The sequence below is a fragment of the Cystobacter fuscus genome (assembly GCF_002305875.1).
GTDB lineage: Bacteria > Myxococcota > Myxococcia > Myxococcales > Myxococcaceae > Cystobacter > Cystobacter fuscus_A.
In genome coordinates this window covers 11,218,816-11,233,731 of record NZ_CP022098.1, presented here as the reverse complement: position 1 = coordinate 11,233,731, position 14,916 = coordinate 11,218,816, and the positions used below count along the sequence as shown (strand labels likewise).

Annotated in this window: 12 protein-coding genes; 5 read left to right on the top strand and 7 right to left on the bottom strand. The window is 70.5% G+C overall.

Annotated elements, in window-relative coordinates; all coding sequences use genetic code 11:
- The first annotated feature begins 23 nt into the window (after positions 1-23).
- Positions 24-443, top strand: a complete 420-nt coding sequence (locus CYFUS_RS45480; protein WP_095990912.1) for a hypothetical protein — start codon at positions 24-26, stop codon at positions 441-443.
- 33 nt (positions 444-476) lie between these two features.
- Here CYFUS_RS45480 and CYFUS_RS45475 read toward each other — a convergent pair whose 3' ends face one another.
- From CYFUS_RS45475 to CYFUS_RS45445, 7 genes are all read right to left on the bottom strand, one after another.
- Positions 477-1,265, bottom strand: a complete 789-nt coding sequence (locus tag CYFUS_RS45475) for an energy transducer TonB (RefSeq protein ID WP_095990911.1) — start codon at positions 1,263-1,265, stop codon at positions 477-479.
- A 15-nt stretch (positions 1,266-1,280) separates the two neighbouring features.
- Entirely contained in the window at positions 1,281-1,715 is a 435-nt protein-coding gene (locus tag CYFUS_RS45470) for an ExbD/TolR family protein (protein ID WP_095990910.1), read from the bottom strand.
- 3 nt (positions 1,716-1,718) lie between these two features.
- The gene (locus CYFUS_RS45465; protein ID WP_095990909.1) at positions 1,719-2,423 is read right to left on the bottom strand and encodes a MotA/TolQ/ExbB proton channel family protein; all 705 of its coding nucleotides are present in this window, start codon (positions 2,421-2,423) and stop codon (positions 1,719-1,721) included.
- A 162-nt stretch (positions 2,424-2,585) separates the two neighbouring features.
- Positions 2,586-4,979, bottom strand: coding sequence for a DUF4215 domain-containing protein (locus CYFUS_RS45460; RefSeq protein WP_095990908.1), 2,394 nt, complete (start codon positions 4,977-4,979; stop codon positions 2,586-2,588).
- A gap of 10 nt (positions 4,980-4,989) precedes the next feature.
- Complete coding sequence (locus CYFUS_RS45455) at positions 4,990-6,192, bottom strand: hypothetical protein (protein ID WP_095992617.1); 1,203 nt, start codon at positions 6,190-6,192, stop codon at positions 4,990-4,992.
- Between the two features lie 8 nt (positions 6,193-6,200).
- The gene (locus CYFUS_RS45450) at positions 6,201-9,161 is read right to left on the bottom strand and encodes a serine/threonine-protein kinase (RefSeq protein ID WP_095992616.1); all 2,961 of its coding nucleotides are present in this window, start codon (positions 9,159-9,161) and stop codon (positions 6,201-6,203) included.
- Between the two features lie 212 nt (positions 9,162-9,373).
- Positions 9,374-9,823, bottom strand: coding sequence for an SET domain-containing protein-lysine N-methyltransferase (locus CYFUS_RS45445; protein WP_232537183.1), 450 nt, complete (start codon positions 9,821-9,823; stop codon positions 9,374-9,376).
- 220 nt (positions 9,824-10,043) lie between these two features.
- On the opposite strand from CYFUS_RS45445, the gene CYFUS_RS45440 reads away from it, so the two are divergent.
- The 4 genes from CYFUS_RS45440 to CYFUS_RS45425 all read left to right on the top strand — a co-directional run bounded on the left by CYFUS_RS45440 (position 10,044) and on the right by CYFUS_RS45425 (position 14,915).
- Positions 10,044-11,822, top strand: coding sequence for a M20/M25/M40 family metallo-hydrolase (locus CYFUS_RS45440; RefSeq protein ID WP_095990907.1), 1,779 nt, complete (start codon positions 10,044-10,046; stop codon positions 11,820-11,822).
- A gap of 183 nt (positions 11,823-12,005) precedes the next feature.
- Positions 12,006-12,194: a hypothetical protein gene (locus tag CYFUS_RS45435; protein ID WP_095990906.1), complete on the top strand. Its 189-nt coding sequence runs from the start codon at positions 12,006-12,008 to the stop codon at positions 12,192-12,194.
- 18 nt (positions 12,195-12,212) lie between these two features.
- Complete coding sequence (locus CYFUS_RS45430; protein ID WP_095990905.1) at positions 12,213-13,484, top strand: radical SAM/SPASM domain-containing protein; 1,272 nt, start codon at positions 12,213-12,215, stop codon at positions 13,482-13,484.
- Positions 13,485-13,559: 75 nt separating this feature from the next.
- Complete coding sequence (locus tag CYFUS_RS45425; protein ID WP_095990904.1) at positions 13,560-14,915, top strand: hypothetical protein; 1,356 nt, start codon at positions 13,560-13,562, stop codon at positions 14,913-14,915.
- Position 14,916 lies beyond the last annotated feature (1 nt).

Below are 14,916 nucleotides of genomic sequence, written 5' to 3'. Positions count from 1 at the left end.
CTTCCACTTCGGCGGGAAACAGCATGGTCGACTTTCGCAACTTCATTGGAAAAGGCACCACCTCGGGCACGCCGTTGAACATCTTCGCGCAGGTGGTCTTCTTCGTGAACGTGGGCGGCGGGGAGTTCGTGGACCTCGGTCCCCAGCAGGCGGCCTTCAAGGGGAAGATCGACACCGTCTTCTACAAGGGGGACCTGTCGCTCTCGCTCAAGCTGCTCGAGGGCGGCAAGGCGGAGATCAACCTCAACGGCTCCAGGGCCTCCCAGGCCACCTACACCACCGCGGGGAGCAAGCTGAGCATCGAGGCGAAGTTCGGCTCGCACGACCAGGTCATCTCCTTCGAGCCGGGCGGCAAGGGCAACGTGGAGACGTACCTGTCGGTGTCGGGCAGCAAGAGCATCAACGTGCACCTGGCGCCGGGAGCGAAGCCCGCGGTGAGCTGAGGCCCTGGATGGGCCCGGCGCGGCGCGGGCCCGTCAGTCCAGCACGAAGGTGTAGGAGTACTTCATCTCCGTGGACACCGGCTCGCCGTTCTTGATGGCGGGCTTGAAGCGGAAGCGCAGCAGGGCGCCGCGCGCCGCCTCGTCGAGCCCGTAGCCGAGCCCCTTGATGACGACGACCTTCACCACGCGCCCCTCGGCGTCGATGGTGATGGACATGGTGACCGAGCCCTCGACGCCCGCGCGTCGGGCCTCGTCGGGGTAGGGAATCTTCACCTCCGAGGCGACCGTGGGCTGGGTGTCCACCTGGTACACGGGCACGTATTTGGGTGCCGAGTACGCCTTCACGTCCTTGGGATCCGTCGCCGTGTTGCCCGTCTTGCCATAGACGGTGTTGCCCACCGGCGCGGCGAAGCCGCCCGCGGCCGTGGTGGAGGACAGCGACAGGCCCACCACCAGCGGCACCGGCTTGGCGGCCGGCTCGGGCGGAGGCGCGTCATTGGGGGGAGGGGGCGGCGCGTCCGGCGGAGGCGGCGGAGGCGGCTTCTCGGCCCGGGCCACCTTCACCGGGGGCGGCGCCTTCGGCTTGGGCGGGGGCGGCTTGGGCGGCTCCTGCTCGGGTGGAGGCGGCGGCGGGGGAGGCGGCTTGATGACCTCCACCATTTCGAGCTCTACGGGCCGCTGGATGTCGGGCGCCGGGCGCTCCGCCACGTTCGAGAGCAGGGCGAAGCCCACCCCGTGGGCGCCCAGCGACACGAGCAGGAACATCGGCACCCAGTCGCGGGAGCGGCGAGGGGGCAGGGCGGAGAGGGTGGCCTGGCTCATGTCCGGGGGCCCTCCTCAGGGCGAGGCGGGAGAGGCCGTGGGCGCCACGTCCTTCTCGATGTTGAGCGCGAACTTGGCGATGCCCTGGCCCTTCACCATGTCGATGAGCCGCATCACCCGGCCGTACGGCAGGCTCTGATCCGCGCTGATGATGGCGCGTGTCTCCTTGTCCTTGGCCAGCGCCTCGGTGACGCGGCGGCGCATCTCGTCCTCGCTCACCTCCGCGCCGTCGAAGAAGAGCTTGCCCTGCTTGTCGACCACCACGTTGACGAGCCCCTGCACCGTCTCGCCACCGTTGGCGGCCCGGGGCAGATCCACCTCCACCGTCTCGCGCACGATGAAGTTGGCCGTCACCATGAAGATGATGAGCAGCACGAGCACCACGTCCACCAGCGGGGTGACGTTGATGCCGGTGATCTCCTCGTCGTTGTCCTGCGCGCCGCCGGCCATGGACTAACGCGCCTCCGTGGAGGCGCCGGGGCGCGTGGCGTTGCGGGCCTTGAGGCTGCCCACGAGCGCATGGCCCAGCGCGTTGGTGCGCGAGGTGAGCGTCTTGAGCTGGCGGTTGAAGACGTTGAAGGCGACCACCGCGGGGATGGCCACCGCCAGGCCCACCGCCGTGGCGACGAGCGCCTCGGAGATGCCCGCCATCACCGTCTGCTGGATGGCGGCGCCCTTGGCGCCCATGTTGCCCAGGTCGTGGAAGGCCTTGATGATGCCGAGCACCGTGCCGAACAGGCCGATGAAGGGCGCGTTGTTGCCCAGCGTGCCCAGGAAGGACAGGTAGCGCTCGTACTGGGGACGCTCGCGCGCCACCGTGGAGGCGATCACCTGCTCCACCGTGTCCGGGCCCTGCTCCACCGAGGCCAGCGCCTCGCGCAGCACCGCGGCCTCCATGCCCTTGCGCTCACCCACCGCGGCGCGCACCGCCTCCAGCTCGCCCCGGGCCAGCCGCACCGCCAGCGCCTCGGAGTCCGGCAGCCGGTGCGTGGCGAAGTACACCGCGCGCTCGAGCATCAGCCCGATGGAGAACACCGAGAGCACCACCAGCACCCACAGCACCCACTCGGCGCTGGTGAGGGTGACACCAAGCAGCTTGCGGCTCAGCCAGCCAACCTGCTCATTGCCCGTCTGGGCCAGGAGGACGAAGGACATCATGCGAGACCCGAGGAATGACGAGGGGGGAGCGTGCCGGGAGAAAACATGCCGGGTGTAACATCAACGCGCCGCGTTCATTCTTCGCCCTGGTTGGAAAGTCAAATGAATCAGTCTTCACGTGGGCTCAGGTGCGAGGTGTAGGACTCCCACCTGCCCGGTGATTCAGGGAGGCATGCAGGTGTGGGTGGTGGGGGAGCAGGAGAGGGAGGGGGCGCAGTCCTCGTTGCGTGCGCAGCCGGTGGCCTGGGGACAGTCGAAGCCCTTGCCGCCCGCCATGCCGGTGACGAGGAGGGCGTCCTTCACGTCGCCGTTGCCGTCCGTGCTCTCGAGGATGGGTCGGTTGCCGAAGGCGCCGTTCTGGCGGTGGGTGAGGAGGATGTCGCTGCCCGCGAGGGCCGAGGCGGAGATCTGGAAGTCACCGCCCACGCCCCGGATGGCGGAGTAGATGCTCAGGGCCACCTCCTCGGTGGCGGCGCCGTTGGAGACGGGCACGGTCTGGTGGCCCGGGGCGACGGCGCCGTCGCGGTCGAACTCGAACACCACCGGAGGGTGGAGGCCGTCGTCGAGGGTGAAGGTGTCTCCTTCCCGGAAAAAGGTGCCGCGGTACTGGACGGTGAGGCGGCCACTGGCCTGGGTGAGCTGGGCGTGGGCGCACGTGTTGTCGCAGGTGCCACAGGCCAGGGTGTTGCCGTCGTCGCACGTCTCGGGGCCATTCTTGACGCCGTCTCCACAGATGGGGCCGGTGAGGGGGAGGACGGTCGAGCACGTGGCGTCGCACCGGGTGCAGCTCGCGGTGCCGTAGTCGCACGCGGTCTCGGTGAGGGTGTTGCCGTCGTCGCACTTCTCGTTCGGGCCGTTCACGGCGCCATCGCCGCAGTAGTTGCCCTTGAGCGACAGGGGCGCCGAGCACAGCGCGTCACAGGCCGTGCACTGGGGCACGTCATAGGGACAGGCGGTCTCGGTGGTGGTGTTGCCGTCGTCGCACTTCTCGCGCGGGTCGTTCACGACGCCATCGCCACAGGCCCGGCCCTTCAGGGTGCGGAGCTCCGAGCAGGTGGCGTTGCACGCCGTGCATTGGAGGGTGCCGTAGGGGCACTCGGTCTCGGTGATGGCGTTGCCGTCGTCGCAGACCTCGACGCGCTTGGGGCCGTTGCGGTTCACCCGCCCGTCGCCGCAGACGTTGGGCCGGCACGTGCCGAGACAGTCGTCCTCGTCGCTCCGGTTGCCGTCGTCACACTGCTCGTTCGCCTGGAGGTTGGCGAGGCCATCACCACAGGCCGCGGGCGTGCAGTCGTTGTCGCACCAGGCGGAGAAGCCGCCGGTGTCGCACTGCTCGCCCGCCTCCCGATTGAGGATCCAGTCGCCGCACCTGGCCAGGGTGCAGTCGAAGTTGCAGGTCCGGGAGTTGCCCCCCGTGTCGCACTGCTCGTTGCGCAGGGGGTTGACGTGGCCGTCTCCGCACACGGCGATGGTGCAGTCGCTGTCACAGCTGGTGCTGTCGACGGCGCCCGGGTTGTCGCACTGCTCCCCGGCGGTGGCGTTCACCAGCCCATCGCCGCACACGCGCCAGGTGCAGTTGTGGTTGCACTGCTTCGTCTCCTTGCCGTCGTCGCAATCCTCCAGGCGCGGCTGCTGCCGGTCCACGACGGCATCGCCGCAGGTCGCCAGCAGGCAGGAGTTCAGGCAGTTGTCGGTGTTGGACGTGTTGCCGTCATCGCACTCCTCGTCCTCGTCGCGGATGCCGTTGCCGCAGCCCTTGCCCGAGCGGCAGTCGAAGCTGCACTCGTCGTTGGGCAGGGTGTTGCCGTCGTCGCACAGCTCGCCGCTGGCCCGGTCCACGATGCCGTTGCCACACGTCTCGTCGGACTTGCAGTCCACGCTGCACCCGTCGCCCTCCTCGGTGTTGCCGTCGTCACACACCTCGCCGCGCGCCCGGTCCACGATGCTGTTGCCACACGTCTCGTTGGACTTGCAGTCGGCGCTGCACCCGTCGCCCCCCTCGGTGTTGCCGTCGTCGCACTGCTCGTCCCGCGCGCTGTCCGTGTAGCCGTTGCCGCATACCTCCCGCGACAGACAGTCGGCGCTGCACCCATCGCCGTTGTTGTTGTTGCCGTCGTCGCACTGCTCGCCCACGCTCGTGTCGGTGATGCCGTTGCCGCACGCCTCGTTGGACTTGCAGTCGGCGCCGCACTTGTCGCCGTCCCTGGTGTTGCCGTCATCGCACTTCTCGCCCTGGCTCACGTCCACGATGCCGTTGCCGCACACCTCGATGGAGCGGCAGTCCCGGTTGCACCCGTCGCCCTCGAGCAGGTTGCCATCGTCACAGGCCTCGCCCGGCTGCAGCAGGCCATCGCCGCAGTTCGTCTTGATGCACACGTCCTGGTTCGCGGCGCACTGCTGGCCGGCGGGGCACACCAGGCCGGTGGGGCAGATGACGCTCGTGGGCTCGAAGCAGGCGGTGAAGAAGAGCGCCAGGAAGGGCACCCCGAGCCGCACCATCCAGGGCCCCGGGCGATCGCGGCGGGGAGGCAGGGTGGAGGAATGCACTCGGTTCATGGGATTCCTCCTAGAAGCGCACCAGGGCCTGGACTCCGCCCGAGCCGCCACCCAGCAGCGGGCTGATGCTCACCTGGGGCTGGGCGAGCTGGGACGGATCGATGCGGTAGGGCTGGGGTTGATTGAGCGCGGTGAGGACCGCGCCCGTGATGAAGGCCGCCCCCCCGACGGTATAGCCGACGATGGCCGAGCTCTGCAGCAGGTAGCCCCGCTCGAGCTGGGTGGCGAGGGGGAGGGGAGGCACGCAGCCGCCGCACGCGGAGATGCCCTCGTCGAAGGAGCGGAAGTGGGCGCGGGCCCGCACGTGCATCCAGGCGCTGCCTCCGGCGAGCGCCGCCCCCGCGCCCATCACCAACCAGGGCATGGAGACGTGGAACCGGCGCCGGTAGCGCGTGAGCTCCTCGGTGGTGTACAGCCGCAGCGTGACGTTCGCCGTCTCGCCGGGCAGCAGGGTGCGGTTCAGGTTCTGGGGCAGGTGGCCCTGGCGCGCCGCCGAGAGGGTGTGCGCGCCCGGACGCACCAGGCCCGAGTACTTGCCAGGGGCCTGGAACAGGGGCTTGCCATCCAGCAGCACGGTGGCGCCGGGCGTGTCGCAGGTGATGTCCAGGCGCGAGAGCTGCTTCTCGATGAGCAGCTTGTAGTTGCGCGCGTACTCGAACTTCTCCTCCTCCAGCGGCTCGGCGCCGAAGCGCAGCGCGGCCTCCAGGTGCTCGTGCACCTCGAGGGGCTGGTCCAGGTTCATCAACGCCAGCGCGAGGTTGTAGTGGATGGCCGGGTGGCTCCACAGCTCCAGGGCCTCGCGGTACTTCTCGCTGGCCTTCACGAAGACGGCGTCCTTCAGCAGGGCATTGCCCGCCTGGAACAGCTCGAGCGCCCGCTGCTGGTTCTCGGGCGACACGCCCTGGGCCCAGGGGCGCTCGGGAGGGACGCTCGGGGGCGGCGCGGGAGGGGTCTCCTCGGGACGGGGCCGCGTGGGGGCGTCGGGTGCGAGGGCGGAGGGCGGGGGCTCGGACGAGGACGGCCCGGGGGCGGGAGGGACCTTCGGCGACCGCTTGTCGCGGGCCTTCCGGGAGCCCGTCTGTTTCCCCTGGCTCCCCTCGGGCGCGGAGAGGGTCTGCTGGGGTGCGCGGGCGCGTGGCGCCGCCAGCGGAGGCGGGGCCCACGGGGACAGCAGCGCCACCGCCACGGCCAGGGCCGCGCGCCCCCTTCTCACGGCGTGCCTCACTTCAACACCTCGATGACGGGGCCGCCGAGCTGGGATTGCAAGCGCTGCGCGCGCTGCTGCTCGCGGTGCAGCATGCTGGACAGCTCGCTCGCCGCGCGGATGGCGTCCTGCTGGGCGTCGCGCGCGGTGACGGCGCTGCGCTCGGCGCGCTTGCGGGCCGTCTTCGCGCGCAGCCGCGCCACCTGGGCGCGTTGCAGCGCGAGGATCAGCTCGTCGTTCTTGCGCAGCAGCTCGGCGTTGGACAGCTCCACCCGCGCGTTGGCCTCTTCCGCCGCCTTCTGGGCCTTCTGTCGCTCCAGCTCCTTGGCCTGCACCTCGGCGAGCCGCTGGCGGGCCTCGGCCTCCGCCGCTCGCGCCGCCATCTCCGCGCCGCGCGCCACCGCCTCGGCCGCCTGGGCCGCCTCCGCCTGCCGCTGGGCCTCGCGCTGCGAGTTGCGGATGACCACCAGCGCCACCGCCGCCGCGATGACCAGCATCACGAGGAACGTCGTGCTGCCGGCCACCAGCACGCGCCTGATCCTCCGACGCTTCTTCGCCTGCGCGGACACGGCCGCGAGGAAGTCGCGCTGCTGCCTGGGCAGCTCTCCCCGGAAGCGCCGCTGGAAGCGCGCGGCCTCGTCCACCAGCTCGCCGCGCCACAGCAGGTTGGCGTCCTGGTTGTTCGCCTGCCACTGCCGGGCCGCGTGGCGCAGCTGCTCGAGGAACGCCGAGTCCTCCTGGCCCTCGTCCAGCCAGCGCTTGAGCGTGGGCCAGCTGTGGATGAGCGACTCGTGGACCATCTCCACCGTGGCCCCCGTCGCGCCGCCTCCCGTCTGCACGACGAGCAGGCGCGCCTGCACCAGGTGATCGATGAGCCGCTGCATCTCCGCGGTGTCCTTCGTCAGCTCGCGCAGCTCGTCCACCGCCACCAGGGCGCGGGTGCGCTCGGGCGTCACCAGGCGCAGACACAGCGCCCGCACCAGCGCGCGCTCCTGGGCGGACATGCCCGCGAGCACGCTGTCCGCGTGGCTGGCGAGCGCGCCGACGATGCCGCCCATGGACTTGTAGGCGCTCACGGTGAGCCGCTGGTTCTTCTTGTCCCGCGACTCCCACAACTGGGTGGCGGCGAACTGGAGCAGGGGGAGCGCGCCCTGGGTGGCCTCCAGGTGCTCCAGCATGTTGTCCACCAGGGCGGGCGTCTCGAACTGGTAGCCGGCCATCTCCGCCGGCTGCACCAGCGCGTCGCGCAGGCCCTCGCGCGAGGGCGAGGTGAGGAAGAAGAGCCCCTGGGCCAGCTCCGCCATGAAGTGCTCGTCCTCGGGCACCCGGTCCAGGAAGTCCGAGCGCAGGGAGACGATGAGGCGGATGGGGCTCGTCGCGTCGTCCGCGATGCCCGACAGACACGCGGTGAAGGCCAGGCGCTCACGCGCGTCGGGCACCAGCGTGTAGAGCTCCTCGAACTGATCGACGAAGACGAGGATCCTCCGCTTCTGGCGCCGGGCGCGGCTGCGCAGCACGCTGCCCACGTAGCCGGGCTCGGCGTACAGCCGCTCCATGAGCCGCTCCTGCTCCTGGATGTCCTCCTCCACGGTGGTGGTGGAGCTCATCAGGGGCACCACGGTGCTCGCCAGGGCGGACAGGGGGTGGCGGCCAGGGCGGATGACGATCGCGTCCCAGGCGGTGCCCGAGCGCTTGAGCACGGGCACCAGGCCCGCGCGCACGAAGGAGGACTTGCCCGTGCCCGAGGGGCCCACCACGGCGAGCAGCGGCCGGTCCTGGATGCGGTGGACGAGCGCGGCGATCTCCCGCGTGCGGCCGAAGAAGCGGTCCGCGTCGGCCTCCTGGAAGGAGGACAGGCCCGCGTAGGGGCTCTCGTCGAGCCTCAGCTCGCGGCTGAAGCGCCCTGGCAGGAAGGGCTCCAGGGCGCGCAGGAGCGAGAGCGCGTCCGGGAAGCGCTCCTCCTTGTGTTTGCGCAGGCAGCGGTCGACGACGGCCGCCAGGTCCGCGGGCACGCCGGGGGCCATCTGCTGCAGGCGCGGCATGGGATCGTCGAGGATGCCCGTGACCATGAGCTGCGGGCCGCGCAGTGGCTCCAACGGGTGTTTCCCGGCGAGCATCTGGAAGAGCAGGATGCCCACCGCCCAGATGTCCGTGCGGTGATCCACGGGGACGCCGATGCCCCACTGCTCCGGGGACATGTACGCCATGGTTCCCATGAGGGCACCGAAGTGGGTGAGCTCGCCCTGGACCTGGGCGCCGCCGGACGGCACTCCGAGCGGGCCGGCGTACGTGGCGGGGTCGGGCAGGTCCGCGCCCTGGAGCGTCTTGGCGATGCCGAAGTCGAGCACCTTGATGGCGCCCGAGTCGGTCACGATGATGTTCTCCGGCTTGAGGTCGCGGTGGACGATGCCCTGCTCGTGGGCACACGCGAGCGCCTTGACCACCGGCACCATCAGCTCGACGGCGCGGGCGGGCGGCAGTTGGGCCGCGCCGAGCGCCTTGGTGAGGGGCTGGCCCTGGAGGTACTCCAGCACCATGAAGGGGCTGTTCTCGTACTCGCCCACCTCATGGATGATGACGATGTTCTCGTGGCTGCAGCGCGCGGTGGCGCGCGCCTCGAGGATGAAGCGCTGGGTGAGCTCGGAGTCCTGGGTGTGCAGGAACTTGATGGCCACGCGCCGGCCGAGCCGCACGTCGCGTGCGAGGAAGACGGTGCCCATGCCGCCGCTGCCCAGCTCGCGGATGAGCTCGTAGTGCTGCAGGTGCGCGCCGGGGCGCAGCTTCTGGACCCGCTTGCCGGGGCGCGTGTCGTCGAAGGAAGCGGGGGCGGGGGAGCCCGGGGACGGCTCCTGCGGGACGGGAACCGGCTCGTAGAGCGCCTCCAGCTCCGCGGCCACCGCCCGCTCGTCCAGTGCTCCCGCCACGGCCATGGGGCGCGGGCGTGGCCTGCTCTGGGCGATTGCTTCGTTGTTCTTCATGTCCGGCGACGTTCCCTGCGACGCGTTCCCGAACCGGGGGGTTGAGAAGGGGAGGCGCCGTCCATTGTCGCTGAGCACGAAGCCCGTGGAGCCACCCCCCTGTTCATCCAGAAGCGCTGGAATCATACACGGACGGGCATACGGAAGCACCCACGCCTCCCCTCCCGGTGGTGTTCCAGGGGGGAGCGCTCAGGCCGGCGGGGAGCGCGGGCTCAGGGCATCTGCTGGCCGCGCGTGTTCCACCAGTTCTCCCCGTAGCTGATGCACAGCTGCTCACCCGGCTCGATGTCACGCAGTGCGTAGAAGGTGAACACGTCCTTGGGCGCGGGGCCGCGCTGGTAGCCCCGGTAGTACGACACGTTGGGCTCCTGCGCGTGGTTGTAGATGGACCCGAAGCCGAACACGAGCGCCACCCACTCGCCCCCCTGGTCCTCCTCGTGCGGGCCCCACTCGATGTTGAACACGTAGTCGGTCAACGGTGAGGTGCGCAGCGTGCGGAAGGGCGCCTTGAGATAGTGGCACTCCTCCAGGATGGTGCCCTCGGCGATGGCCTGGTCCGTGAACACCCCGTACCCCCACTCACACGGTCTGACCTTCAATCCTGGATGAACGAAGAGCGACTCGCCTGGCTGCATCCCGGTGTTGCTACCACGAACGGCCACCCCCGCGAGCATCGCCTCCGCGCCCCCTCCCTTTCGGGGGGCTTGATGCTCTGTTCTCCAACTTCCTCCGGCCTCCGTTGGAGATTTCACAATTTGAAATCTTCCCTGAAGTGCCCTCGGTGCAATAAGTTCGCGTATTGGTGGATAAGTCCGCCTTTGGTGAGAACCGGACTGCTCCGGTTTCCACCGCCCCCCTGATGAAGCACCCGAGGAGATGTCCATGGGAATGAGCAAGTTCGGTTCTGTCGCCGTATGGCTCGCGTGTGCCACGCCCGCGTTGGCGGAGGCCCCGCGGGAGAAGCAGGTGTGGATCACCATCGGCACGGACGCGCTGGAGCCCGTGCGGGGCGTCTTCCAGGGCAAGGGGCTGACGCTGGCCGCGCCCACGTTCCAGAAGGGTGGCGTGGCGGTGCTGCGCGTGAGCGAGTCGCAGGTGGAGCAGCTCGCGCTGGCGATTCACGACAAGCTCAACCGCTGCGCGGGCTTCATCGCCCATGACTCCCAGGCGGAGGCGCTCGCGGCGGTGGAGGCCGCCAACGCTCCCCAGTCGCTGGCCGCCTCGCTCATCAGCTACAACATCAACAACCCGGACACGGTGAGCGCGCTCTTGGGCTCGGTCACGGAGACGGAGATCCGCGGCACCATCAACTCGCTGTCCACCAACTGGACCAACCGCTACTACAACGTGCAGAACGGCGCGGACGCGTCCACCTGGCTCAAGAACAAGTGGACGACGATCGCCGCCGGGCGCTCGGACATCACGGTGGAGCAGTTCACGCACACCTGGAAGCAGCCCTCCGTCATCGCCACCATCACGGGCACCACGCTGCCCAACGAGGTGGTGGTGATTGGTGGCCACCTGGACTCCATCAACCAGAGCAACCCCACCACGGGCACGGCGCCGGGCGCGGATGACGACGCGTCGGGCGTGGCCTCGGTGACCGAGGTGCTGCGCGTGGCGGTGCTCAATGGCTACAAGCCGGCGCGCACGGTGAAGTTCATGGCGTACGCGGGCGAGGAGGTGGGCCTGTACGGCTCCAAGGCCATCGCCAACTCGTTCAAGAGCAGCGGCGTGAACGTGGTGGGCGTGCTGCAGCTGGACATGACCAACTACAAGGGCTCCAGCTACGACTTCGGCATGGTGACGGACAACACCAACGCCACGCTCAACGCGTTCACCACCAGCCTCATCACCAAGTACCAGCCGGGGCTCACCTACACCAACATCTCCTGCGGCTACGGCTGCTCGGATCACGCCTCGTGGAACAGCGCGGGCTACCCGGCCACGATGCCCTTCGAGGCGACGATGACCACGGACAACCCGCAGATCCACACCACGGGCGACACGCTGGCGTACATGGGCGGCACGGCGGCCAACTCGGTGAAGTTCGCCAAGCTGGGCGCCTCGTTCGTGGCCGAGGTGGCCAAGGGCGCCACCACGGGCGTCACGCCTCCTCCGACGGGCGGCGATGGCGGCAACGGTGGGACGGTCCCGACCGCGACCTACGACGCGACGTACAAGGCGCCGCGCTGCGCCGCGGCGGGCATCGGCTGCGACTCGGGCACGCTGCTCAACGGCCGTGGTAGCAAGGGCCCCGAGTCGAACGCGCCCAACACCATCAACGGCAGCTGCGCGGACGGCGCCTCGGGCACCTACCACTCGGATGAGTCCAACGACGCCCTCAAGGTGAGCACCACGGACGGCACGAACCTGGCCGCGGGCAAGACGGTGAAGATCGACGCCACCGTGTATGCCTACTCCACCTCCTCGGACAAGCTGGACCTGTACTACACGGCCAACGCCGCGAGCCCCACCTGGACGCTCATCGGCACGTACAGCCCGAGCTCCACCGGCACCACCACCATCTCCGCCACGTACACCCTGCCCGCGGGCAGCGTGCAGGCCATCCGCGCCAACTTCCGCTACCAGGGCAGCGCGTCCGCCTGCAGCAGCGGCGGCTACGATGACCGCGACGACCTGATCTTCGCGGTGCAGTGACGCCGTCCGGGCGGCTCCCTCCTCCCCGAGGGAGCCGCTCGTCCGCTGGAAGGATGACGCCCCGGATCCCTGGCCTGCTGGGCCACGGTCCGGGGCGTCGTGTTTCACGCGGCCGATCGATTTGACCTGGGGGCTGGGTTTTCCATAGAATCCTTGTCTCCACCATCAGTGAAAGGGTCTGCCATGACGACGAAGGTCGAGAAGAAGCTGCCCCGTACCCAGGTCATCGAGCGCCAGAAGGAGCGCACCCGCGAGGTGCTGGAGATCGAAGAGGGCTCGTTGGACACCGTGCGCGGCGGCAGCGCCCGCTACGCGCTGCCTCCTCCTCCGCCGACGCCTCCGCCCTCGGATGTGATCAAGGATCAGCTCTAATCCCCCCGCGCGCGCCTCATGCCGCCCCCGGTCATCCAACCCCGCACGGCGCTCGCCGTGTGGGAGCTCACCCTGAAATGCAACCTCGCGTGCGGCCACTGCGGCTCGCGCGCGGGGAGCAAACGCGATGATGAACTGTCGGCCGAGGAGGCGCTGGACCTGGTGCGCCAGCTCGCCGAGTCCGGCATCCAGGAGGTGACCATCGAGGGCGGCGAGGCGTTCCTGCGCCCGGACTGGCTCGACATCGCGCGGGCCATCTCCGCCCACGGCATGCGCTGCACCATGGTGACGGGAGGCTACGGCCTCTCGCGCGAGACGGCGCGCAAGATGAAGGAGGTGGGCATCGCGCACGTCTCCGTGTCCGTGGATGGGCTGGCGGCCACGCATGATCGCATCCGTGGCAAGCCCGGCTCGTTCCGCTTCTGTTTCGAGACGCTGGGGCACTTCCGCGAGGTGGGACTGCCCTTCAGCGCGAACACGCAGATCAACCGCCTGTCCGCCCCCGAGCTGCCCGAGCTGTACGTGCGCCTGCGCGACGCCGGCATCCGCGCCTGGCAGTTGCAGCTCACCTCGCCCATGGGCAACGGCGCGGACAACGCGTGGATGTTGTTGCAGCCCGCGGAGCTGCCCGAACTCTACCGCACGCTCGCCCGCGTCGCCGTGCGCGCGCTCAAGGAAGAGAAGCTCGCCATCGCGCCCGCCAACGACATTGGCTATTACGGCCCGTACGACGAGTGGCTCTTCGCGAGCCTCGGCAAGGGCTGGTCGGGCTGCATGGCCGGACTGTCCGTGCTCGGCATCCACGCGGATGGCAGCGTCAAGGGCTGCCCCACGCTGCCCTCCGAGTACATCGGCGGCAACATCCGCCAGCAGCCGCTGTCCGACATCCTGGAGACGCGCGAGCTCACCTTCAACATGGGCGCGGGAGCCCCCGAGGGCGTCTCGCACATGTGGGGCTACTGCGGAGGCTGCCGCTACGCCGAGGCGTGCCGGGGCGGGTGCAGCCAGATGGCGCATACGCTCTTCAACCAGCGCGGCAACAACCCCTACTGCCACTACCGCTCGCTGGAGCTGGCCGGGCGGGGCCTGCGCGAGCGGGTGGTGCGCGCCACGCCGGGCCCCGGGCGCCCCTTCGATCACGGCGTCTTCGAGCTGGTGGAGGAGCCCGTTGGCGCGCCCTGGCCCGAGGACGACACCCATCGCTTCACCGCCGAGCGCGTGGTGTGGCCCCCCGGCTGGGAAGCCTACCCGTTGCCCGAGGCACGGCCCGTTCCCCCCCGCGCCGGTTAGCGCTCCCCGAGGGAAGGGGCTTCATCCGCCGGGCGGCTTGTGATGGGACGGCCTCCTGGCTGAGACTCGGGTGCAATGCCCGCCAGCGAAGAACGCCGCCTGCAGGCCCTCGTCCTCGCGCCCGTGCGGCGCGTCCAGCGGCGTCTGCATACCGCGCGCTTCGCCGAGGCGGGCGTGGTGCCCGTGTGGGCCGCCGCCACCGCGTGCGTGCTCGGCCGCCTGTTGCTGCGTGACGCCTTCGTCTGGGCGCTGCCCGTGCCGCTGCTCGCCTCGGGCGTCTGGTGGTTTCTCCGGGCGCGCGCCCGGCGCGTGTCCCTCGCCCACGCGGCGGTGCTCGCGGATCGCTCGGCGGGCGCGGGAGGCTTGCTGCTCACCCGCCTGGAGCGTCCCGTGGGCGAGTGGGAGCTCGCCGCCAACCAGTACGCCCGCGCGGTGACTCCGCCCGCGGTGGCCTGGCGGCGTCCGGTGGGTGCCCTGCTCGCGGCGCTCGTCTTCCTCGCCGTGGGCCTGCTGCTGCCACTGCCCGCTCGCGCGGTGCGTCCCGCCAACGCGGCCGCCGCGGCGAAGGTGGACGCCGTGCGCGCCAAGGCCGAGGCGCTCGCCCACGAGGAATCCCCGGGCTCCGCCGTGGACGAGGAGCTGCGCCGGCTGGCCGAGGAGGTCGCCGAGGGCCGCTTCGACGCCGCCGATTGGGAGGCCGCCGATCGTCTGGAGCAGTCCCTCGATGCCCAGGCGGCGCGGGCCGCCTCCGAGCTGGCCTCCGCGTCCGAGGCCGCGCGGGAGCTGGAGTCCGCGCTGGACGCCGCCTCGGGCGCCGAGGCCGCCACGCGCGAGCGCGAGGCCCTCGAGAGCGCGCTGATGAAGGTCGGCTCTCCTGGAGAGGGCGAGCCGGGTGAGGCGCCCCGGACCGGCGAGGTGGGGAGTGCGGGGAGTCAGGGGCAGGAGACGCCCCGCTCGCGCGCGGAGGTGGCGGACCTGCGCGCGACGCTCGAGCGCCGTCAGCGGGAGCTGGAGCGGCGCTTTGGTCAGGGGGAGGGGCGCAAGGGAGCCCGCTCCGACCGGGAACAAGGCGAGGGGGAGGGCGAAGGCGAGGGCGAGGGCAGTTCGCGAGGCCACGCGAGCCGTGGGGCGGGCAAGGGCAAGGGAGTGGGCAAGGGCGGGGGCGAGGAGACCCAGCCGCTCGTGTTCGGCGAGAAGGCGGAGATGGATCCCGAGCGGCTCGCCTTCAAGCCCCTGCCCAAGGGACAGGGCGGCGAGGCCGCGGGCTTGTGGGGCCTGAAGGCCGTGGAGCCGGAGCGGCGCGAGGCGGGTCCGGGGGGCGGGGCGCGGGGAGAGGGCGCGCGGGGGGACGCGGAGGCGGGGCATTCCACGGGACCGCTGCTGCCGCGCAATCGGGAGCTGGTGAAGCGTTATTTCGGGGAGCAGCCCTAGG